A 22,148-nucleotide genomic window follows, 5' to 3' on the forward strand; every position below is an offset into this window, starting at 1 on the left:
TCTCGGGTCGATTAACCTTTACTGGTTGTTTTTTCAGCCGTAGCTTACTCATTTTAACAAGACCGACCGATGCCAATAAGCACCAGAATGAATCGCAGAAGAACGCAGTATATATGAGCAATAAGCGCTACCCGAAGGGTTCGGCCAAAAGCGTTTGAGATCTTCACTTAAATAAGGAAGATTGAGAGGTGTTCACTTAGCTCGCTAAGTAAATATACCTGTCATTTCAAATAAGACGCTTTTATCTCGAACAAAAATTGACCTAAAAGATCAACGGCCCCGAGAGATATATAAAGTATGACCTCATCTAAAAATATAAAGCTTGTTGTTTGTTTCATCATCCCACTCATTATTTTAGCGCTCCCCACGAGCCTGATCCCACTACCTGAACTCACCGTGGTTCAACACCGTATCATCGCCATATTCGTGCTAGCAGCCTTATTATGGATTTTTGAACCGGTGCCAGTATTTGCCACTTCACTTCTAATTATTACACTAGAATTAGTGTTGATCTCCAATCAGGGGGTCAGTGCCTTCATTACCGATACAGGCCCAAGCCCCATGGGTGATTTATTGCCCTACACAAGCATTTTTGGCGCTTTTTCTTCGCCCATAATCATGTTATTTATGGGCGGATTTTCGCTCGCTATCGCCGCCTCAAAGTTTGAGCTAGATAACAACCTCGCTCGAGTACTACTGAAACCCTTTGGTAAGCGGATCCCTATGATAATGCTTGGGATTATGTTAATCACTGCAGTCTTCAGTATGTTCATGAGCAATACTGCCACTACGGTAATGATGCTTGCGATTGTGGGGCCTATCATTGCCACAGCGCCACGTACCGACTTAGGGATGAAAGGCTTGGTTCTAGCCATTCCTGTTGCCGCTAATACGGGGGGAATAGGCACCCCCATTGGCACACCACCCAATGCCATCGCCCTACAATATATTCCTGAAGGGCAAATCACATTTGCATCTTGGATGGCCTTTGGCATTCCTTTTGTGGTGATCCAGCTGGCAATTGCCTGGGTCATCTTATGTAAACTTTATCCTTCTAAAACAGGGATATTAGAACTCAAGCTAAGCGGTTGTTTTCAACGCAGTGCTCGCGCTTATATTGTTTATAGTACCTTTGCTCTGACCATTTTATTATGGTTAAGCACCGCTTGGCATGGCATGAATAGTTATGTGGTCGCGATTATCCCACTCGCAATATTTACCCTCACCGGTGTGATCGGTAAAGAAGATTTGAAACTGTTCAACTGGGATGTCTTATGGCTGGTTGCAGGCGGTATCGCCATGGGAATGGCCTTGGAAAAAAGTGGTTTAGCATCCAAAATCGCCACCTCTATCGACTTCACGAGTTTGCCAACCTTAGCGGTGATTGTGGTGTTATCACTCATTTGTGTGGTCATGGCCAACTTCATGTCAAATACCGCGACAGCAAACTTAATCATGCCCATTGCTGCAGCAGTAGCCACCAGCTTAAACGGATTAGACGGCGACGCTGGTATTACAACACTGCTAATCATTGTCGCCTTATCAGCCTCACTCGGCATGATGCTTCCGGTTAGTACACCACCAAATGCTTTAGCCTACTCAACTGGCTTTATCGAAACCAAAGACCTAATTAAAGTTGGCGGGATTATTGGAGCAACCGGACTTAGCCTGCTCTACATCGCAATGATGCTGTTCCTGTAATATTAACGCCTCAAACAACGGATTGGTAAAGTTGACGGCTTTTTGGAACAAAAAAGGTGACCGCTTTACCAAGTCCGCGCGCTTTGATTTGTTACATTTTGACCGTAAAACCATTGCAAATTACCTCTAGTTGCCCGTTACCGTTAAAATTGAACTTGAAGTGTTTGCACTCTTCTTGCTCTCCGACTTCACCTTGCTTTATATGCTCAGCCAGCCAAGATGAATCTTTAATCAAATGGCTTCTATCGTATTCTTCGCCTTCGATGAAGGTTTCGATCGTTTGCCATTTAAAGGCAACAACATCAGAAAAGAAAACTTCACGTTGGACTTCTTGCCAATCTTTGAATCTCAGGACTAAATCCCCCTCAACTATATAAATGTCTGGGAATTCAGAATCAGCGGTGGAAAACCCTGAATCGATTATTTCTGCTCGTTCCATGCTCGCTCATTTTTGAAATGTAACAGCATACTTGCACGCTTCTAAAACGCTTAAACAAGTAGATAAGTACCTACCAGAATAAATATTAAACCGATAAGCGGGAATTTAAGTGAATGAGTATATTGAACTAGGCACGCTCAATACTAAAGCTTTGCACCTGCTGGATATGGGTTTGCCCAAACGCTAACATCAACAAACGGTCGATGCCCAGAGCGACACCAGCACAAGCTGGCAAACCAGCTGCTAGGCCCGCTAAAAATCGTTGGTCAAGCTCAGCTTCAGCTAAGCCATTTACTTTTCGATAAGCCTGATCGTTCGCGAAGCGTTCTGCTTGTTCTTGGGCGTCGGTCAACTCATGAAAACCATTGGCTAATTCTATCCCCTTGTAATACAGCTCAAAACGCTCAGCCACTTGCGGATCAGTACTAGATATTTTAGCTAAGGCAGCTTGTGAGGCTGGAAAATGGTATACAAAACAGGGACGCTGCTGCGCAATATGAGGCTCTACGCCGAGACTAAACAACAACTGTAAAATCGTATCGCGTTCAGGTTCTTTAGCCACCAAGTCAGCCACGCCTAATTCTTTCGCCGCCACCATAAATTGAGCGTGCTCAGCCTCCAGAGGATTAAAACCTAAGTGTCGCTCAAAAGCCTGCCGATAGCTTAAGCGCTCACAAGAACCACAGCCTAATACCAACTCCAACAACTGTTCCATTTCATCCATTAACGCGAAATGGTTATAACCAACGCGATACCACTCCAGCATCGTAAATTCAGGGTTATGGTAGCGCCCAGCTTCTTCATTTCGAAATGCCTTGGCAATTTGATAAATACAACCACTCCCCGCAGCCAGCAGACGCTTCATATGAAATTCAGGCGAAGTTTGTAAATATAAAGGCATAGTTTTTGGCGCGGCAGGGCCGCTTAAAGTGGTGCAAAAACTATGTAAATGGATATCACTCACACAGGCTTGACTCAATGCTGGAGTATCCACTTCCATCACCTGACGCTGATAAAAAAAATGTCTTATTTTACTAATAATTTCAGAACGTTGTTTTAATAATTCTACACTTGCAGAGGGTTGCCAAAGAGCTTCAGACATGCAATCTATTCCTAAAATAAGTTATTTTTTGAGCGCCATTTTCTGGCATTTTCGCATCTAAATCGGGAGTTATATCGCAAAAGCCAAATTATCTCCACTGAGCACCCAAAGTAGCGCTACTTTTTGATTTTAGTCAAACGGCAAAAACTCAATAGCTTCACAATCAACTGTAGGCTTATTTCGTATGGAGAAAAGCGTGGAAGTAATCAAAACCGATGTCGCCATTGTTGGCGCTGGGGGAGCAGGCTTAAGAGCTGCGATAGAAGTTGCCGAGCAACACCCCGAATTACAAGTAGCTTTAATTTCTAAAGTATATCCAATGCGCAGTCATACAGTTGCCGCCGAAGGAGGGGCTGCAGGTGTTGCTCAGGATCACGATAGTTTCGATAATCACTTTAACGACACCGTCTCTGGTGGCGATTGGTTATGTGAGCAAGACGTCGTCGATTTTTTCGTTGAACGAGCCCCTAAAGAGCTCACCCAACTGGAACATTGGGGTTGTCCTTGGTCTCGTCGCCCGGATGGGAGCGTCAATGTACGACGTTTCGGTGGCATGAAAATAGAACGCACCTGGTTTGCCGCCGATAAAAGTGGTTTCCATATCCTGCACACCTTATTTCAAACTTCAACCAAATATCCCAGCATTAAACGTTTCGATGAACATTTCGTGCTCGACTTAATTGTTGAAGACGGGCAAGTGAAAGGTGTCATTGCATTGGATATCGCTGAAGGTGTCGCTAAACTCATCCAGGCAAAATCGGTGATCATTGCCACTGGTGGTGCTGGCAGAGTTTATCGTTTCAATACCAATGGCGGGATTGTAACTGGCGACGGTATGGCCTTAGCCTATCGTCATGGCGTGCCGCTACGCGACATGGAATTTGTCCAGTATCACCCAACTGGTTTACCCGGTTCAGGCATCTTAATGACCGAAGGTTGTCGCGGCGAAGGTGGGATCCTTACCAATAAAGATGGTTATCGTTATCTACAAGACTACGGTTTAGGGCCAGAAACACCTGTCGGCGAACCTAAAAACAAGTATATGGAATTAGGCCCTCGAGACCGACTCAGCCAATGTTTTTGGCAAGAAGCACAAAAAGGCCGCACTATCGAAGGACCGAATGGCGACTATGTGAACCTCGATCTCACTCACTTAGGCGAAACTTACCTGCACGAGCGCCTCCCCTTTATCTGTGAACTAGCCAAAGCCTATATGGGTGTTGATCCCGTAAAAGAACCGATCCCGGTTCGCCCAACGGTGCATTACACCATGGGTGGGATTGAAACCAACGGTCGTTGTGCAACCTCCATGAAAGGCCTTTATGCCGCTGGAGAATGTTCTTCGGTTGGTTTACACGGTGCCAATCGTCTGGGCTCAAACTCTCTGACCGAAATCACCGTATTTGGCCAGGTGGCCGGTGAAGAAGCAGCCAAGCATGCAATAAGCAGTGAACATAGCGACAGCAGCAGTTTACTGGTGCAAGCGGAGCAAACGCTCGCCAAGTATCAAGCGCTAAAACAAACTCAAGGAAGTGAAAAACCAACTGATATTCGCAATGAACTAGGCAGAACCATGGAAGCGGGAGTGGGTATTTACCGCACCGAAGAAACCATGCAACAAACTATCGATAAAATTGCAGAATTAAAACAGCGCTACAAAAATATTCAATTAGTGGATGATAGTGAAGTATTTAATACCGAATGGCTGTATGCCATTGAACTGGGTTACTTACTAGACGTAGCTGAAACAATGGCGATATCTGCAATTAATCGGAAAGAAAGTCGTGGATCTCACCAACGGATCGACGGATACGAGCAGCGCGACGATCAAAACTACCTCAAACATACCCTCGCGAAATATCGTGCCGATATGGCACCCGAAATTAGCTATAGCGATGTGAAAATTACCAAGTCAGCTCCCGCGGAACGCGTTTATGGTGCGGCGGCCGATGCCCAAGATGCAGCGAACAAAAAAACGGAGGCAAACTAATATGGCTGAAGTGATGAAAATTAACATTCTTCGGTATCGCCCCGAAACCGATAACGAACCCGTGTGGCAAAGCTATGATGTTCCCTATACTCAGGAAATGTCGGTATTAGAAGCCTTGGCATATATTAAAGATGAATTGGACCCAAGCCTTAGCTATCGCTGGTCTTGCCGAATGGCTATTTGTGGTAGTTGCGGCATGATGGTCAATGGCATTCCAAAGTTAGGCTGCAAAACTTTTTTGCGAGACTACCCCAAAGGAATGAAACTGGAAGCTTTAGCGAACTTCCCAATCGAGCGCGACCTAATCGTTGATATGAGTGACTTCATCGCGAAACTTGAAGCCATTAAACCCTATATTATTAATGACCAAACTCGCGCTATTGAAGATGGTTGCCACAATCAGTCACCCAAACAAGTGGCGCAATATCGTCAATTCTCGATGTGTATCAACTGTGGTTTATGTTATGCCGCCTGCCCTCAATATGGTTTGAATAAATCCTTCACAGGACCTGCCGCTCTAGCGTTATTGCACCGCTATAACCAAGACAGTCGTGATGCAGGTAAAGCTGAACGGATGAAAATTGTAAACGCTGAAGAAGGCGCTTGGGGATGTACTTTTGTGGGTTATTGCTCCCAAGTTTGTCCTAAAGATGTCGATCCCGCAGCAGCCATTCAACTCGGTAAAGTCGACAGTGCGAAAGACTATGTCATTGCCATGTTCAAGCCAGGAGAATAGTCATGACAAAACGTAAACCTTATGAACGTAAGATGGGCGCGACCTGGTGGCTAAAAAATACCTTTCACACTAAATACATCATTCGTGAAGGCTCCAGTTTAGTCATCGCTATCTATAGCTTTGTCTTGTTATTTGGCCTATTTCGCTTAAGCCAAGGCAGCGAAGCCTTCAATGGTTGGTTGGACACCATGAGCCACCCCTTATGGCTAGCATTTCATCTGCTCACGCTGGTATGGACGCTCTACCATAGTGTGACTTGGTTTAGTTTAGCACCTAAAGCTGCAAACCTTTGGCTGGGACAGAAACGAGTACCCGACAGCTGGATCATCTCCAGCTTGTATGCTGGATTAGCCGTCGTCAGCTTAATTGGTTTAATCTTAGTTTTGATATAGGAGACAACAATGAAACGTTCAAACGAACCAGTGTTTTGGGGCATGTTTGGAGCCGGCGGCATGGTTGCAGCTCTGTTCACTCCCATCGCTATTTTAATTACCGGAATACTGGTTCCAATGGGAATCATCCCAGTCGAGCAGTTTTCCTATGAAAGACTACTCGGCTTTTCACAAAACTGGATTGGAGCAGCCGTTATTTGGCTTGTGATTAGTTTACCACTATGGCTATGTATGCACCGCCTCTACCATACCTTACACGACTTTGGTATTCATGCCGGGAACTTGGTTAAGGCGATATTTTACGGAGTGGCTTTTGCTGGCTCGGTAGTCTGTGCAACCTTATTACTACTCGGTTTGTTGTAGAAAAAGCGGGCTAATAATTTAGCCCGCCTTTATATCTCGCTGACAATTGATTTTAAGAGAGGCAATTTCCAAAGCTAACTTTCGTTCTCGCTGCTTGAGCATATCCAACTCAGCTTCCTTACAAGCTAACTGTTCAAATACTCCGGTCGGATAATCACCCGAGTAATTAGCAAAACTGATTTTATTTGAGTACCTTCTATTCACATGGCCAATGGACGAATCAGACACAACTTTCATTAGGTAACCTTTTTATCATTAAAATACCGTGAGTTAATCATTGCAGACAATGCTGAATTACGCAAAGTACAAAATTGATCTAAATCAAAAATATTTTATTCGCAAATTTTTTCAGCTGGCAAAGATAATTTTCTACTAAGAAGCCAGTTTATTTCACTAGATGTATTTATCTTTGAAGGGCATCTAACAGCGCTTAAGGCAAGGTAAATTGTGCGCGGTTCATAAGCTATCAGCAGCAAGCACCACACCGTCCGAAATTTTTTCTAAAGCATTGAATACATTATATTTAAAGAGAAACAAAAAATATAAAAAAAAGGAGCATCAAGCTCCTTTAAATCCAACCTTAAGAAGGCTCTTATTTCACTCGTCCAACATACTCAGCACTACGCGTGTCGACTTTAACCACTTCACCAATTTGAATAAACAAAGGAACTCGCACCACGGCACCCGTACTCAGGGTTGCGGGTTTGCCGCCAGTACCAGCTGTATCGCCTTTAAGGCCAGGATCTGTTTCAGTGACTTCAAGCTCCACAAAATTAGGCGGAGTCACTGCAATAGGGTTTTCATTCCAAGTCGTAATAACGCAAAGATCTTGTTCAACCAACCATTTGGCTGTATCCCCAACCGCTTTTTCGTCAGCCGCAACTTGCTCAAAAGTATCATTATTCATGAAATGCCAAAACTCACCATCGCTGTACAAAAATGCAAGCTCGTGATCCATGACATCGGCGGCTTCCACCGACTCACCTGATTTAAAGGTTTTCTCCAATACTTTTCCGGTTAACAGACGACGCAGTTTAACTCGGTTAAACGCCTGCCCTTTACCGGGTTTGACAAACTCGTTTTCCAAAATTGCATAAGGCTCGCCGTCGAGCATTAATTTTAGCCCGCCGCGGAATTCACTGGTACTATATGACGCCATTTAGTCCTCTACATACAAGGTTATTTCAAATTCAATGCTGCGAATAATAACGCGAAACGACTCAACTGTGCAGGTTAATTGGCAAAAAGAACTTGCAAATGCAGTAACAGATCCCAAACAGCTGTTGCAATACTTAGATCTGGACCCTGAAAATTACCAGCAACACTTCGCTGCACGTAAGTTATTCCCGGTACGAGTCCCCTTGAACTTTGTGAAACGGATGCAAAAAGGTAATCCAGAGGATCCGCTGCTACGTCAGGTTATGCCCTGTAGCGATGAGTTTCTCGACAGTCCAGGATTTAGCATCGATCCTCTCGGAGAACATCAAGCCGCGCTTCCCGGTCTATTACATAAATACACAAGCCGAGTGCTATTTATTGTTCGCGGTGGTTGCGCGATAAACTGCCGCTATTGCTTTCGCCGTCATTTCCCTTATCAAGATAACAGTCCTAACAAAGCAGGTTGGCAACAGGCACTTGAATACATTCGCCAAGATAGCGCAATTAATGAAGTCATTTTTAGTGGGGGCGATCCGCTAATGGCCAACGACCATCAACTGGCTTGGTTAATTAAACAACTAGAACAAATTCCACACCTTAAACGTTTACGGATCCATAGTCGTTTGCCGGTTGTGATCCCTTCTCGCATTACCGATGAATTGGTAACATTACTTGCAAGTTCTCGCTTAAGGTGCATCGTGGTAAGCCACATTAATCACCCCAACGAGCTAAACCAAGAACTCAGCCAAGCATTTTTAAAATTGCACGATGCTGGGATTTGCTTACTCAACCAAGCGGTATTGTTGAACGGGGTGAACAACGATGCGCAAGTCTTAAGTGAGCTAAGCGAAGCCTTATTTGCCGCACATATCATGCCCTACTATTTATTTTTATTGGATAAAGTCTCGGGTGCGGCCCACTTCGACGTTGACCAAGCGCAGGCGATTGCTATTATGCAGCAACTTTATCAAAGACTGCCTGGATTTTTGGTTCCACGACTCGCTCGCGAACAAGCCGGAAAAGCCAGTAAAACACCGATAGACATCGGCTTAGATTAAACAAAAACAGTGCTCGCTTTGTTGAATAGGCACATTTTAGTGCTTCAAGCTAAGCTATATTAAACACCAAGATAGTGATAAAAATCATGGATAAAACCAAGCTCATTAAACAGATCCAGCAAAATTTAAAAGATATTTACCACAAAGCCATTGATGCAGATGAACTGCTTAAGCAACAACAAGAACAAGGAAAAGCAAAGTTTAGCGCCCTCTTTAAAGAAAGTTTATTTAAACTGCAGCATCGGCATTTTCTACCTTATGTTGAAGAGCTTGCCAGTGACTTAGTGTTATTACAAGAATGCGAAGACGACGAACATTTTGTGACTCAGCTTAAACTCATCGTCGCCAAACTCGAACAACTACATAGCTTACTTGCAAAATTTAAATTCCTTACTCATTAGAGCCGTTCGCACTTTTCTGGGCATCATGGTTAGAGACAGAACAAGTTACATGTGCAGCCCCTCGAAATCAGCTAAGTCAGTACTGCTAGTTTTACCTAGGCAAGAAGTTCTAGGGCCACTTAAAATCGCACTTATAACAAGTGGCCCCATAATTTACATGTGATCTGCATGGCTTTAGCTCAATAAACTAGCCATAACAGTAAAACCAATGACCGAGGCTCAACGGTCTGCCCTAAAATCATCACCTAAGTTAGCTTGAAACCGTTCAGCTGGTGCCCAATCCGCGAAAGCCGCACCTAATACAAAAACGTCTTTGGTTATCGCTTTTAGGTGGGCTAAATGTTGTTCATTATCAACTGCCGATACGATCAACTTCACCCCTAAACGATTCGCAAACAACACTGTCGCGGTCAGTAATGGTTGTTCATCGACAGCGCTTAAAAGCTCAGACATCAGAGACTCCGCTCCCCGTAAATATTGCACCGGAAGATGATTCAGTAATTCAAGAGGACACTCTGCACTGCCAAAGTTGTCTAACGACAAACTCACCCCTATACGACGTAATTCACGGATCGCTTCCACACTATCCAATAACATATGTTGATTACTATCGATAATATTGATGATCAAGCGATGGGGTAAGATCCGACTCTCAACCAAGACTTTATTCACCAATACTAAAAAATCGTTATGGAGCGTACTGGATGAAATAGAAACCGCTAGCTGCAAGTTAGCACTATACTCATGTTGCCAAAGTTTCAACTGTTGGGTCGCTTCTCGAAGCACCCATGACTCTAAAGCCACCACACAACCACAGGCTTGTGCAAGCTCGAGCAATTCAGTTTGTTTGACCATCCCATAGACTGGGTGCTGCCAACGCACCTGAACTTCAGCACCAACAACCTGCAATTTAGACAAGTCAACGATCGCTTGATAGAACAAACAAAGCTGATGCTGCTCCAATGCCTCTCGTAGCTGACTCAGCAACAATTGTTCTCGCTCTTGAGCTAATTGCATCTCCCCTGCAAAAAACTGCCAAGAACTCCCACGCGACTGCTGCTTTGCCAAATACATCGCAGTATCGGCCTGACCCAGTATCGTTAACCAATCATAGTCATTCTCTAGCGCTAAACTAATGCCGATACTGGTTCCCACAAAACATTCTCGCCCTTTTAAAGACATCGGTTTTTCAATTACTTCAATTAAGCGCTGGGCAAAACCAGCGCTATCCTCTTGCAAACGCACTCGCGTTTGCACAATCGCAAACTCATCGCCTCCCAAGCGGACCGCAAAATCACACTGGCGCATTTGTCCCTGTAAACGCTGCCCGACCAAATTTAAAATCTGATCGCCGTATTGATGGCCATAGCTATCGTTAATACCTTTGAAGCCATTCAAATCCATCACCATAATGGCGTAATCACGACGATTGTTTTCCAAGCTAGTAATAAATTCGCGTAAACCAGCCCGATTAGGCAAACCCGTTAAGATGTCATGATTCGCTAAATAGCGATTCAAATGATTCTCTCGAACAATCCAAATAATCAAGATCGAGCCACAGATCAGTAAAGCACCAATCGAAAAAGACAGAATTAATTGCAACTGCAGTAAGCGAATATCCGTTTTATAATCAAATTCGCTATTACGTTGAAATTCTTTATTCACAAGAGAGTTGAGAGGTGTTGAATAAGACTTCAGGCGCTCCACCAAGCGTCCAAGTTTGGTATTATCGGGAGTAAAGGCTTGCAATAAAGGCTCAATTCGCTGGATCTCTTTAAATAGCTCTCTGACCAACTGAGTGGCATTTTTATCGCTTTGAAATCCAGCAGTTTCCTCACCTTCCAAAAGCACAGGGATCCGACTCCATAGGATGTCATAACGCAACATCAGCTCATCTTTCTCTATCCCTCCCAAACGATAAAGCCGCAATGCGCTAATAAAGCGCCGGTGTTCGCTTTGCAACTGCACCACTGACCACGAGGTGGTTGATTTAGGGGACTCTAATAAACGAATAATATGGCGTAGCTGGTAAACACAAACCAATGCGCTCACGATAAACAGCATAATCACCAATGATAGTAAAAAGCTCTTATACTGTTTGGGTAATCGAAGTAACCAATTCACAAGTCAGCAACTCACTTAACAATAATTTTGCGTAATTGCCAAATCATAAAATCATTATATGGCATTTGTAACAGCTCTGGATGCTGATCAATCGGTAACATTAACCATAGCGGGCCTTTCTCGCGCACTCGCATAAGATGTTCGTTATCAGACCAAGCTAAGATTGGATCAAACTGACTGATATCGGAGAAATCAATTTCCACCTCATAGTCATTTAAAGCAACCATGATCAAACGAGTCGACTCCGCGCCAACAAGCTCAAGTATGTCCGCCACTCGAGGGCCTCGATAATGGTGACGACTTTCAACCCAAGGATTACGCGTCACGATAGAGTATTGCGGTAAGTCCTGTAACATCTTTAAGTCAAAATCAGCAGCGCCTTGATTGTTACCTTGTGTAATGGCACCAGCCAGAGTCAATACCGGTGGGCCATTCGGTTTGGCTAAATCAGCAGACACCATCACTGAGTACAACAACATACTTAATGCCATCAGATATCGCATAACTCGTCCTCCTTAACGTGCTTGGTAATGCGCTTACAATATGAACTGTTTTAGCCTGACAATCCACACAGGCCGCAGTCATCGTACCATTGAGTATGGATGAACAATACTCAATAAAAAAGGCAAGCCAGCCCCTACTGAAGATTATTCATTGTTTTCCAGCAAGCGGGAGCAATGCACCACGACACAAAGTAAAATTAGCTAAGGTTAGCGCGAGTTAGGTAAACACTTATGTAAAGAGGCCTTTAAGATGAGTGAGTATAGCACTCAAAGCTGATAGGTAAGTTTGATAACTTATTAAACCAGAACTTAAATCTTGTTACAGCTAAGCAAGTTTGGACAGCACAGGATAGGCAAGCTATTTAAGCGCAGATGAAACTTGGATGTCCTCGCTCTGGTCATCTATTTGTATTCCCGCCGTGTCGTTGCTGGGCATATTGATAAACGCATGACGATTGACTTGGTGATCTCCTCCATTTTCATTCTTTAATCATCGCATAGACACTATCGTCAGTTTCCTCCTTGAATAAACGAGTGAAATGGAACTTCGACAAATGGAAATAGCGCGCTACATCTTCTACTTTTAATTCATTCTCAAGGTTATCAACGATGTAATCTATTCCTCTATTTACATATTTGTTTTTAATTTCCACCGGCTCTCCAAGAAAACAGTCTATTAAACTACGACGCACGCGATTAGTGACTTAGCAATATACCGCTAGCAACAAATAGAAAGAAGCGTTTCTTGAAGAAAGCAATACAACAGCAAATAGTATAAAAGAGAGCAAATATAAAAGGCTCCCTCAGCAACTGAGTCAATTTATTTGACTTACTCAACATGCTTTAGGATACCTTCTGTTACCCACAGGCCGCTGGGCATTGCTAGTTCATTCTTAAAGCTTTCACTCCAGGGCACCCAGCCTTTGAAAGAGCAAAGACTTAAGAAACAAAAAAGCCCGTAAAGCAATGCCTTACGGGCTTTCTGAAACTTTATGAGTTTCTATGGATAGCTGGCGCTATGATTACATCATGCCGCCCATACCGCCCATTCCACCCATACCGCCCATGCCACCCATATCAGGTGCACCAGCAGCTTTATCTTCAGGCTTATCAGTGATCATGCACTCAGTGGTGATCATTAAGCCTGCAATCGATGCAGCGAATTGAAGGGCACTACGAGTCACTTTAGTTGGGTCAAGAATACCCATTGCTAACATGTCACCATATTCACCAGTACCAGCATTGTAGCCGTAGTTAGCTTCACCTTCTTTCACGTTGTTACATACCACTGATGATTCATCACCTGCGTTATCAACGATTTGACGAAGTGGGGCTTCCATCGCGCGAAGCGCAACACGAATACCAACGTTTTGCTCTTCATTATCACCTTTAAGGTCAATAATTTTAGCCGCAGCTCGAACCAACGCAACACCACCACCGGCAACCACACCTTCTTCAACCGCAGCGCGAGTCGCATGTAGCGCATCTTCAACACGCGCTTTCTTCTCTTTCATTTCAACTTCAGTCGCAGCGCCCACTTTAATCACGGCAACACCGCCAGCAAGTTTAGCAACACGTTCTTGAAGTTTTTCACGGTCGTAGTCAGAAGAGGTATCTTCAATTTGTTGACGAATTTGTACAACACGTCCTTCAATCGCAGCTTCTTCACCTAAACCATCAATAATGGTGGTGTTATCTTTAGTAATCACTACACGCTTAGCGCTACCAAGATCTTCTAAAGTCGCTTTTTCAAGTTCCAAACCAACTTCTTCTGAAATCACTGTACCGTTGGTTAGGATCGCAATGTCTTGTAACATCGCTTTACGACGGTCACCAAACCCAGGGGCTTTTACTGCTGAAACTTTCACAATACCACGCATGTTGTTAACAACTAGTGTGGCTAAGGCTTCGCCTTCAACATCTTCGGCAATAATCAGTAAAGGTTTGCCCGCTTTCGCCAAAGCTTCTAACAATGGAAGTAACTCACGGATGTTAGAAATTTTCTTATCAGCCAATAAAATGTAAGGGCTATCTAGCTCTACGCTGCCATTTTCTTGGTTATTGATGAAGTAAGGAGACAGGTAACCGCGATCGAACTGCATTCCTTCAACAACGTCTAGCTCATCAGTCAGAGCTTGACCTTCTTCTACAGTAATAACGCCTTCTTTACCTACTTTTTCCATTGCTTCTGCAATGATATTACCCACGGTGGTATCAGAGTTAGCAGAGATAGTCCCAACTTGAGCAATCGCCTTAGTATCGGCACAAGGTGCAGACAAGTTTTTAAGCTCAGCCACAGCTGCAACAACAGCTTTGTCGATACCGCGCTTCAGATCCATTGGATTCATACCTGCGGCAACGGCTTTTAGGCCTTCGTTAACGATACACTGCGCAAGTACAGTTGCAGTAGTTGTTCCATCACCAGCGGCATCATTGGCTTGAGAAGCAACTTCTTTCACCATTTGAGCGCCCATGTTTTCAAACTTATCTTCTAGCTCAATTTCTTTTGCAACCGAAACACCATCTTTAGTGATAGTCGGTGCTCCAAAAGATTTGTCTAAAACAACATTACGACCTTTCGGACCTAAAGTTACTTTTACTGCGTCTGCTAGAATGTTTACGCCCGCTAACATTTTGCCGCGAGAATCATTACCAAATAATACGTCTTTAGCTGCCATGATTTTTTCCTAAAATGAGTTCTGTTTTCTCTATCGAAAAAGGGAGATTATTCTACAATTGCAAGAATGTCTGATTCAGACATAATCAATACTTCTTCACCGTCAACTTTCTCAGTTTTAGTGCCGTAGCCTTCGTTAAATATAACGGTGTCACCCACTTTTACATCTAGGGCAAGTAACTCACCATTTTCTAGCATACGACCTTTACCTACAGCGAGTATTTCGCCACGGCTTGATTTTTCTGCTGCAGATCCTGTAAGCACGATGCCACCAGCTGATTTACTTTCTTGATCTTTACGTTTGATGATAACGCGGTCATGCAACGGACGGATATTCATTGCGATCTCTCCTTTAAAAAAACAATCGTGTTTTGTTCATGTATATGTAACTCAGAGTTACAAACTTAATCTTGCAAATAAGATGGGGGTCGTTAGTTGCGCATACAAGGGGGGGATAGAAAATTTTTTATTTTTTTATCGAAAAAATATAACTGAAATCAATCTGAAAACATTTTCATCGACAAGTTGTACAAAAAACGCTTGAATTTAAGCTAAAATTTGAGCAGGATCACACCGACTGGTCATACAAAACATCATTTAACACAAAACTATAACAACTTAATAACAACCAGTTCAGTTTATTAGCGTAATAACGGGAGCACTAAGCATGCAGCCAATTTATATTGCCTTCGAGCGTTTAAGCGGTTTCTTTTCTAAAGAAAAAACCGTCTATGTACCTTTTCAAGGTAGCGTAGCAGAAGCGGAAGAACATCTTCGCTCCGACGAGTTTGGTAGTTTTTTGTCAACGAGCATGGGGATGAACCCTAGAGTCGTAACCACTAAACACTAACATCGATTGCTCAACCAAGCATACTCAAAAATAAGGGCTATAAGCCCTTATTTTTTTAATCATCTTTTCTTTCGAACTCACCTTCAATCACATTTCCAGACTTGTCGACATCTTTGATATTGGCTGGCCCCGTTTCTTGTTCTTGCCCAAAGTCTGGTGATTGATTTCTCATGGTTTGCATTTTTAATAGTTGCGATTTCAAAAATCGAGCCGCCAAAGCTGCGCGTAGTGGCGGGAACAATAACAATAAACCGAAGAAATCAGTAATAAATCCCGGCATCACCAACATCACGCCAGCAACAATCAGCATCAGGCCTTCAAACATTTGTTGCGCAGGTGTTTCGCCTCGCTCCATCGCCGCTCGTGCTTGGAAGGCGGTTTGTAGGCCTTGACTACGAACTAAAGAAGCTCCGACGACTGCGGTGAGGATCGTCAATCCAATCGCAGGAAGCGCTCCCATCAAACTACCCACCTTAATTAGTACAAAGATTTCAGCGTATGACAGACCCGCAAATAACAAAAAAATATATAAAAACAAGGGAGAAATCCTCTTCAAATGGCAAAGCACTAAACAATGCTTTATCTGCTAAGACTAAAATATGGGGAGCATCAGCGCAAATTTAAAGGCTGTCTGCTTGATATCGTCAGTGCTATTTATCTTGAATGATACACATTATTACGCTAAGAAATGAATACCTCGAAAAATGAACAAGCCACATTTATAAAACCAATCAGCAAAATGCAACGATTTCGAACAAAATCCTCAGCAAGCAAAAAAATCAGGGTTTGTGTTATTATTTTGTCGCAACTGAGGTCTGTCTATCATGAGTCGTAAAAAAGTACTTCCAAGACCGATGCTCTCGTAAGTATTGATTGAACGGCATACTGATTTTCGGATGACCTTTATAGGGTTGTATATTGATTAGGGAGCGAGAAAAGACCTCACATGGCAAAACGAATTTTTATCATCATACTGGCATTTTACTTCAGCTCTACACTGCATGCCGAAAGTCTGCTTAATCAATTACCAGGACTCAAGCCTTCGGTGACGAGTAATGCAGAAGAATTCTTGCCCGTCGATAGTGCCTTTGCCTTTAATTTTCTAGAACAAGATGGTGGCTTGCAACTTAACTGGCAAGTGGCCCCTCACTACTATCTTTATCAGCGGCAATTTAGCGTGAAGGTCAATGATAAGCCAATCGAGCTCAGTCACTACTTACCTCAAGCACAGCCCTATGATGACCCCTATTTTGGCCAAGTGCAGATTTACCCACAGGATGTGAGCTTCACCATCCCACTCGCACAACTCGGCGATGCCTCTCGCATTGAAGTCAGTTATCAAGGCTGTGCAAAAGCCGGTTTATGTTATCCACCGCAAATCAAAGAAGCCTTTCTTAGCAATCATATCGAGCCATCCACCACAGTTCCTGTAGCGCAAGCAACGCCAAGCCCCTCCGGCCTCAAGGTAAGTGAGCCGATTAGCCAGCAATGGGTATTGGCCGAGCGACTCACCAACAACAACATTTGGTTGAATATATTACTCTTCTTTATTTTGGGGCTCGGTTTAGCATTTACCCCCTGCGTTTTCCCCATGTACCCTATTTTAACTGGGATTATTGCTGGCCCGGGTAAACAACTTAGCACTCAGCGCGCTTTTCGCCTATCTTTGGCGTACGTGCAAGGCATGGCGCTCACCTTTACGAGCTTAGGTTTAGTGGTTGCCAGTGCTGGCCTACAGTTTCAAGCCGCGCTACAACATCCTGCTATTTTGGCTAGTTTAGCATTGTTATTTGTACTATTAGCCCTGTCCATGTTTGGCGTTTTTACCCTACAACTCCCCGGTCGCATCCAACAAAAACTCAACCAGCTCAGCCATCAGCAACAAGCTGGCTCTCTCTCCGGTGCTGCTATCATGGGCATGATATCGGGTTTAGTGGCGTCTCCTTGCACTGCTGCGCCCTTATCAGGGGTTCTCATTTATGTGGCACAAACAGGGGATCTCGCGCTCGGGGCTCTGATCCTTTATAGTTTAAGTCTTGGTATGGGCCTGCCCTTACTGTTACTAGGCGCCAGCAGTGGCAAATTATTACCCAAAGTCGGCGCTTGGATGGTACACGTGAAGACCTTCTTTGGAGTGATGTTATTAGCCGTAGCTATTTTGCTATTGGAACGCTTTATTCCCGAATCACTCGTTCAAGGGCTATGGCTGTTGCTGATTCTCGGGGCCAGTGGCTATTACTACCATCAAAATCGGCTGAGCCCGCTCAGCCCTTGGCAAACACTGCGCCAATTACTGCTTCTTGGTTGCATGCTGATTAGCCTATTGTGGGCCAGCCAAACTTGGTGGCATGAAGCGCCCAATATGCCACAGGGGAAATTTATTCAAGTGGCTAATTTGCAGGAAATGCAACAGCAGCTCGATTTAGCCGCGGCCCAGGCAAAACCAGTACTAGTTGATTTTTATGCTGACTGGTGCACCGCCTGTAAGGCCTTTGAAAAAGAGACTTTTAGTGATCCATTGGTCGCTGCACAGCTCAACAACATGGTATTGCTACAAGCCGATGTCACAACAACCGACGCCACTTCGATCAAATTACTCACACATTACCAAGTATTAGGCTTGCCCACTCTGCTATTATTTAATGCAAGCGGAGAAGAGCTACGGCAAGCGCGCATCACTGGATTTATGAACGCCGAAGCTTTTAATGCGCATTTACTGCTAAACGGCTTATAAATTAAGCTAAATGAGCAGCACAACAGCCCCGTAATGATCCGTAATTGCAGTGCAAGGGCTGTGGCGCTGGCGTAAACCAAAAGGCCGGCGCACAAGTAACAGGATGGTATATGCGCATAAAATTACTCCTTTTGATATGGCTATGCTGTAGCAATATTGCGCTGTCTGTCGCCACTGACAAACCAGGCATGCTACTGGTAACCGAGGAATGGGCTCCGTTTAATTACCAAGAAAATGGCAAACTGGTAGGCTTCTCTACCGAAATAGTAGCAGGCATCCTCAAGCTACTGAACGAAGACTATCAGATCCAACTGCTACCAAGCCTGAGGAGCACCCGCGTCCTTAATTCCCGTCCTCAAACCATGATGTTTTCGCTGTTTCGCACCCCCAGCAGGGAACAGCAATACAAATGGATTGGTCCACTCAGTGACGGCAGCATTTACTTCTATAAGCGCAGAGGCCATCGCATTCCTGTAGACAGTTTAGCCGACCTTAAACGCGTTAAACGTATTGCGACTCGCCATCAAGGCATCATCCCCAGTCTGTTATTAGAGCAGGGCTTCGAGAACCTTGATATGACAGCCACCAGCAGCATGCAGGTGTATCAGAAACTCCTGCTAGGGCGCGCAGATATTGCCATAAGCGATACCGACTTAGGGGTAAGCCATAACATGCGTATGCTGGCCGTCGATATGCGGCGCATCGAGAAAATACCGATTCAGGTATTTCGCTCCGACTTATATATCGCCGCTCACAAAGACCTGCCGGATAGTGAAATTCAGCGCTGGCAAGCCGCTCTGGACACCCTAAAAGCCAACGGTAGTTATCAAGCTATTTTTGATAAGTACATGCAAACAAGCTTAGCAACCTCTCGCCCCACTCAGTGACAGGCTGTATATTTATTTTGGCTGATGCCGTCAGGGGGCGGTCAGCTGCTTGCTCGAACAAACCAGGCGCGTGACAAGCAGCCCTAGCGAGCCACTCATTGGCGGAATTCAAGCGCACTATACAGCGAACCGCGAGCCAGTTAAGCTAAGCCCCCATCCCTACTTGAGGCGACCTATGCAACCTGGAAGAATTAATTTAAACCTGCTCAGTGCCTTATATTATCTGTTGCAAGAACAAAGTGTGACTCGTGCAGCCGAAAAAATGCACCTGAGTCAATCAGCCATGAGCAAGCATTTAGCCAAATTACGCGATGTTTTTGGCGATCCCCTATTAGTTCGGGTGCAAGGACAATTACAAACCACGCCTAAGGGCCTCGAATTAAAAGCACAAGTAGCCCCGTTATTAGATTCAGTAGAAAGCCTGTTGCATCAACAAGCCTTTGAGCCCAGCCTTTGCCAACGTACTTTTTGTATTGCAACCTCTGACTATGTCAGCGAACATTTATTACCCAAAGTCTTAAGTAAAATTTACCAGCAAGCCCCCCAACTCAATGTTGAACTATGTAACTGGGACCACACCACCAGCCGTTTATTACATAGCGGTGAAGTTGACCTAGGTTTAACCTTGCCACCACAAGATAGCAGTGAGTTGCACGCCATCACTTTAGGCAGCGATCATCTCGTCTGTTTGATGCATAAACATCATCCTTACCTCGATATCAGTTCGCCCAGCGCAGCCGATTATTGCCGTTATCCACATGCAATCATCACCACTGGCGCCGATAAAAACTCGCAAATCGACCGTTACCTCAATCAACAAGGTTTACAACGGCAAATACAGCTCAAAGCTTCATCGTACTTCGCCACCCTGCAGATCTTAACCGAGACTCGTTTCATTCTAACCATGCCAGCCCAAATTGCTGAGCAGTTAATCAAACAACGTCCGCTATCGATTGTCGACTTACCTTTTACTGCGAGCGGCTTCGACTACTCACTGATTTGGCACCATCGTAACCATCACGATCCCGCCCATAGCTGGTTTAGGCAGCAACTACACCAAGCAATGACTTAGCCCAGAGAAGCCGTTAAGCTAAAACAAGCCACTGGGCCACATTTATAAGTTAATCGAGTAGAGAGCAGATATGAGCCAGCACACTTGTCCCGGCTGTGGACAAGCCCTCAATTGCAGTGCCGACAAAAATTGCTGGTGTATGAAGATGCCCAGTATCTTGCCGGTGAGTGCCGATTTAAGTGAGCAAAGCTGTTATTGCGCCCCTTGTTTGGCTAAAAAACTCAGCCAAAAACTAGACCAATTATGCCAAACCATGCCACACCATGAGTTATTAGCCTTAGCTCAACGCTACCAAAATAATCAAAGCCCGCTACAGCAGCACATCGATTATCAAGAAAAAGACGGATTAATGGTGTTTAGTGCTTGGTATCATCTAAAGCGAGGCAGTTGCTGTGGCAATGGCTGTAGAAACTGTCCCTATCCTAAGCGCCAACGGCCAAAATAAATACCCAGCCAACACCAACCCTCTAAGCCTCACCAAAGAATTCCAAAATGGAATACTTTAGATATCAATAATTCCATTTTAATATTTCACTTAAGTTCTTACACTAGCCGCTGTTTCATCTGTAGCTCTTTAATTGCAAGGATTAATCCGGTGTTCGAAGCCTTAAGTGCATTATTATTAATTAACCTACTCGGCATGCTCAGCCCCGGCCCAGACATGGTGATGGTGCTTCGCCACGCGACCCAAAGTAAGCGCCAAGCCAGTCTATGTGCATGTGGTGTGTTATTAGGCTTTAGCATTCACATTTGCTTCGCTATCGCGGGTTTATCACTGCTCATCCAACAATCCCCGCTACTATTTGAAATCCTGCGTTGGAGTGGCGCAGGTTTCTTGATCTTCATCGGTCTTAAAACCCTACTCAGTCGCCCACAAGGACTTAAAATTGGCAAAGCTTCACAGCCCCAGGCGGGTAAAAAAGTCATCCTGAGTGGCATTGCCTGTAATTTGCTAAATCCTAAAATTCTGGTCTTTGTGGTCAGTGTCTTTAGCCAGTTTATCGGTCGCGAGACCGCGTTTAGCGACAAGTTGATTTTGGCTGCCGCCTTACTACTCGAAACCAGCCTGTTGTGGTGTTTGTTGGTACATTTGTTATCTCATCATCGAGTACAAATGAAACTGCAGCGCTACCAACAATGGGTTAATCGTTTTAGCGGTTCAAGCTTACTCGGGATGGGAACTTTGCTCGGCCTTCACAGTTAACCAGTAAGCAAATTGAATCCACAAGCGCTTGGTGCTATGGTCAAAAAAAAGGCTGAAACACCTGATTATGGACGATACCTACAAGATCATTATTGCGGATGACCACCCCTTGTTTCGTAGTGCGCTGCAGCAGGCGGTGCATACCGCTGTCCCCGATGCACGATTGCTCGAAGCAGAAAACGTAAGTGATTTACTTGAATTGCTCGATAGCCAACGCGAGCCTGACTTATTATTACTCGATTTAAAAATGCCCGGAGCAAATGGTTTTTCGGCATTTACTCATTTACATGGCCAATATCCTGATTTACCGATTGTTGTGATATCTGCCAGTGAAGAAACGAGCGTTGTACAAAAAGCCAAGCAACTTGGGGCGACAGGCTTTATTCCAAAATCGACCCCCTTGCAGCAATTGGTTGCGGCGATCCAACATATTATCGAAGGGGATGATTGGTACCCCGAAGGTATTAGTTTTGCAAAAAGTGCCGAACAAGATCCACTTGCGGAGCGTTTGGCCAGCTTAACGCCTCAGCAATACAAAGTTTTGGTGATGCTCAATGAAGGCTTGCTAAATAAACAAATTGCCTATGAGCTGAATGTCTCTGAAGCGACAATTAAAGCGCACGTGACCGCGATTTTCCGCAAACTCAATGTAAAAAACCGGACTCAAGCCGTGATCGCCCTACAGCAATTAGAACTAGAGCCTAGACCCGAAGATAGCCCTCTTTAAGCCGAAGAGATCACATCCCCCAAATCATCC

Annotated in this window: 24 protein-coding genes; 14 read left to right on the plus strand and 10 right to left on the minus strand. The window is 44.4% G+C overall.

The genetic code is table 11. The features are described 5' to 3' along the window. Positions 1-297: 297 nt before the first annotated feature. Positions 298-1,701, plus strand: a complete 1,404-nt coding sequence (locus ACRRS1_RS19130; RefSeq protein WP_432468918.1) for an SLC13 family permease — start codon at positions 298-300, stop codon at positions 1,699-1,701. Between the two features lie 91 nt (positions 1,702-1,792). Here the strand turns inward: ACRRS1_RS19130 and ACRRS1_RS19135 are convergent, their stop codons facing one another. Both ACRRS1_RS19135 and epmA read right to left on the minus strand, forming a co-directional pair. Continuing rightward, positions 1,793-2,140 (minus strand): hypothetical protein, encoded by a 348-nt coding sequence (locus ACRRS1_RS19135; protein ID WP_432463836.1) that lies wholly within the window; start codon positions 2,138-2,140, stop codon positions 1,793-1,795. A gap of 127 nt (positions 2,141-2,267) precedes the next feature. Further along, positions 2,268-3,242 carry an elongation factor P--(R)-beta-lysine ligase gene (gene epmA / locus ACRRS1_RS19140; RefSeq protein WP_432455924.1) on the minus strand — a complete coding sequence of 325 codons (975 nt, stop codon included), beginning with the start codon at positions 3,240-3,242 and terminating at the stop codon, positions 2,268-2,270. Between the two features lie 196 nt (positions 3,243-3,438). Between epmA and frdA the strand changes: the two genes are divergently transcribed. The 4 genes from frdA to frdD are packed head-to-tail and all read left to right on the plus strand — an operon-like array spanning position 3,439 to position 6,723. Next, complete coding sequence (gene frdA, locus ACRRS1_RS19145) at positions 3,439-5,232, plus strand: fumarate reductase (quinol) flavoprotein subunit (RefSeq protein WP_432455923.1); 1,794 nt, start codon at positions 3,439-3,441, stop codon at positions 5,230-5,232. A gap of 1 nt (position 5,233) precedes the next feature. Continuing rightward, entirely contained in the window at positions 5,234-5,968 is a 735-nt protein-coding gene (locus ACRRS1_RS19150) for a succinate dehydrogenase/fumarate reductase iron-sulfur subunit (protein WP_432455922.1), read from the plus strand. Between the two features lie 2 nt (positions 5,969-5,970). Beyond that, on the plus strand, positions 5,971-6,360 hold the full coding sequence (locus ACRRS1_RS19155; protein WP_432455921.1) for a fumarate reductase subunit C: 390 nt from the start codon (positions 5,971-5,973) through the stop codon (positions 6,358-6,360). Positions 6,361-6,369: 9 nt separating this feature from the next. Then, positions 6,370-6,723 (plus strand): fumarate reductase subunit FrdD, encoded by a 354-nt coding sequence (gene frdD, locus ACRRS1_RS19160; protein ID WP_432455920.1) that lies wholly within the window; start codon positions 6,370-6,372, stop codon positions 6,721-6,723. A gap of 18 nt (positions 6,724-6,741) precedes the next feature. Here frdD and ACRRS1_RS19165 read toward each other — a convergent pair whose 3' ends face one another. Beyond that, entirely contained in the window at positions 6,742-6,960 is a 219-nt protein-coding gene (locus ACRRS1_RS19165; protein ID WP_432455919.1) for a hypothetical protein, read from the minus strand. Between the two features lie 355 nt (positions 6,961-7,315). Further along, positions 7,316-7,882, minus strand: a complete 567-nt coding sequence (gene efp / locus ACRRS1_RS19170; protein WP_432455918.1) for an elongation factor P — start codon at positions 7,880-7,882, stop codon at positions 7,316-7,318. A 34-nt stretch (positions 7,883-7,916) separates the two neighbouring features. Here efp and epmB point away from each other — a divergent pair, with 34 nt between their 5' ends. Together epmB and ACRRS1_RS19180 are read left to right on the plus strand one after the other, a co-directional pair. Then, positions 7,917-8,939, plus strand: coding sequence for an EF-P beta-lysylation protein EpmB (epmB, locus tag ACRRS1_RS19175; protein ID WP_432463839.1), 1,023 nt, complete (start codon positions 7,917-7,919; stop codon positions 8,937-8,939). Positions 8,940-9,025: 86 nt separating this feature from the next. Beyond that, complete coding sequence (locus tag ACRRS1_RS19180) at positions 9,026-9,340, plus strand: hypothetical protein (RefSeq protein WP_432455916.1); 315 nt, start codon at positions 9,026-9,028, stop codon at positions 9,338-9,340. Between the two features lie 219 nt (positions 9,341-9,559). On the opposite strand, the gene ACRRS1_RS19185 is transcribed toward ACRRS1_RS19180, so the two are convergent. The 5 genes from ACRRS1_RS19185 to ACRRS1_RS19205 form a co-directional block, all read right to left on the minus strand. Continuing rightward, positions 9,560-11,464, minus strand: coding sequence for a putative bifunctional diguanylate cyclase/phosphodiesterase (locus ACRRS1_RS19185; protein WP_432468917.1), 1,905 nt, complete (start codon positions 11,462-11,464; stop codon positions 9,560-9,562). Between the two features lie 11 nt (positions 11,465-11,475). Then, positions 11,476-11,967: a molybdopterin-binding oxidoreductase gene (locus tag ACRRS1_RS19190; protein ID WP_432455914.1), complete on the minus strand. Its 492-nt coding sequence runs from the start codon at positions 11,965-11,967 to the stop codon at positions 11,476-11,478. 479 nt (positions 11,968-12,446) lie between these two features. Beyond that, on the minus strand, positions 12,447-12,620 hold the full coding sequence (locus ACRRS1_RS19195) for an AraC family transcriptional regulator (RefSeq protein ID WP_432468916.1): 174 nt from the start codon (positions 12,618-12,620) through the stop codon (positions 12,447-12,449). Positions 12,621-12,989: 369 nt separating this feature from the next. After that, positions 12,990-14,645, minus strand: a complete 1,656-nt coding sequence (gene groL / locus ACRRS1_RS19200; RefSeq protein ID WP_432455913.1) for a chaperonin GroEL — start codon at positions 14,643-14,645, stop codon at positions 12,990-12,992. 47 nt (positions 14,646-14,692) lie between these two features. Then, positions 14,693-14,983 (minus strand): co-chaperone GroES, encoded by a 291-nt coding sequence (locus ACRRS1_RS19205; protein ID WP_432455912.1) that lies wholly within the window; start codon positions 14,981-14,983, stop codon positions 14,693-14,695. Positions 14,984-15,311: 328 nt separating this feature from the next. Between ACRRS1_RS19205 and ACRRS1_RS19210 the strand changes: the two genes are divergently transcribed. Next, a complete protein-coding gene (locus ACRRS1_RS19210) occupies positions 15,312-15,494 on the plus strand; it encodes a hypothetical protein (protein WP_432455911.1) in 183 nt (60 codons plus the stop codon). A gap of 55 nt (positions 15,495-15,549) precedes the next feature. Here the strand turns inward: ACRRS1_RS19210 and ACRRS1_RS19215 are convergent, their stop codons facing one another. After that, positions 15,550-16,032 carry an FxsA family protein gene (locus tag ACRRS1_RS19215; protein WP_432455910.1) on the minus strand — a complete coding sequence of 161 codons (483 nt, stop codon included), beginning with the start codon at positions 16,030-16,032 and terminating at the stop codon, positions 15,550-15,552. Positions 16,033-16,440: 408 nt separating this feature from the next. On the opposite strand from ACRRS1_RS19215, the gene ACRRS1_RS19220 reads away from it, so the two are divergent. The 6 genes from ACRRS1_RS19220 (at position 16,441) to ACRRS1_RS19245 (ending at position 22,118) form a co-directional block, all read left to right on the plus strand. Then, positions 16,441-18,228: a protein-disulfide reductase DsbD gene (locus tag ACRRS1_RS19220; protein WP_432468915.1), complete on the plus strand. Its 1,788-nt coding sequence runs from the start codon at positions 16,441-16,443 to the stop codon at positions 18,226-18,228. Positions 18,229-18,338: 110 nt separating this feature from the next. After that, positions 18,339-19,115, plus strand: a complete 777-nt coding sequence (locus ACRRS1_RS19225) for a substrate-binding periplasmic protein (RefSeq protein WP_432455908.1) — start codon at positions 18,339-18,341, stop codon at positions 19,113-19,115. Between the two features lie 175 nt (positions 19,116-19,290). Continuing rightward, entirely contained in the window at positions 19,291-20,187 is an 897-nt protein-coding gene (locus tag ACRRS1_RS19230) for a LysR family transcriptional regulator (RefSeq protein WP_432468914.1), read from the plus strand. Between the two features lie 70 nt (positions 20,188-20,257). Next, positions 20,258-20,632 carry a DUF5522 domain-containing protein gene (locus ACRRS1_RS19235; protein WP_432463844.1) on the plus strand — a complete coding sequence of 125 codons (375 nt, stop codon included), beginning with the start codon at positions 20,258-20,260 and terminating at the stop codon, positions 20,630-20,632. 150 nt (positions 20,633-20,782) lie between these two features. Then, positions 20,783-21,391: a LysE family translocator gene (locus tag ACRRS1_RS19240; protein WP_432455905.1), complete on the plus strand. Its 609-nt coding sequence runs from the start codon at positions 20,783-20,785 to the stop codon at positions 21,389-21,391. A gap of 67 nt (positions 21,392-21,458) precedes the next feature. After that, positions 21,459-22,118, plus strand: coding sequence for a response regulator (locus ACRRS1_RS19245; protein ID WP_432455904.1), 660 nt, complete (start codon positions 21,459-21,461; stop codon positions 22,116-22,118). Positions 22,119-22,148 lie beyond the last annotated feature (30 nt).

The organism is Agarivorans sp. Z349TD_8, assembly GCF_050870825.2.
Lineage (GTDB): Bacteria > Pseudomonadota > Gammaproteobacteria > Enterobacterales > Celerinatantimonadaceae > Agarivorans.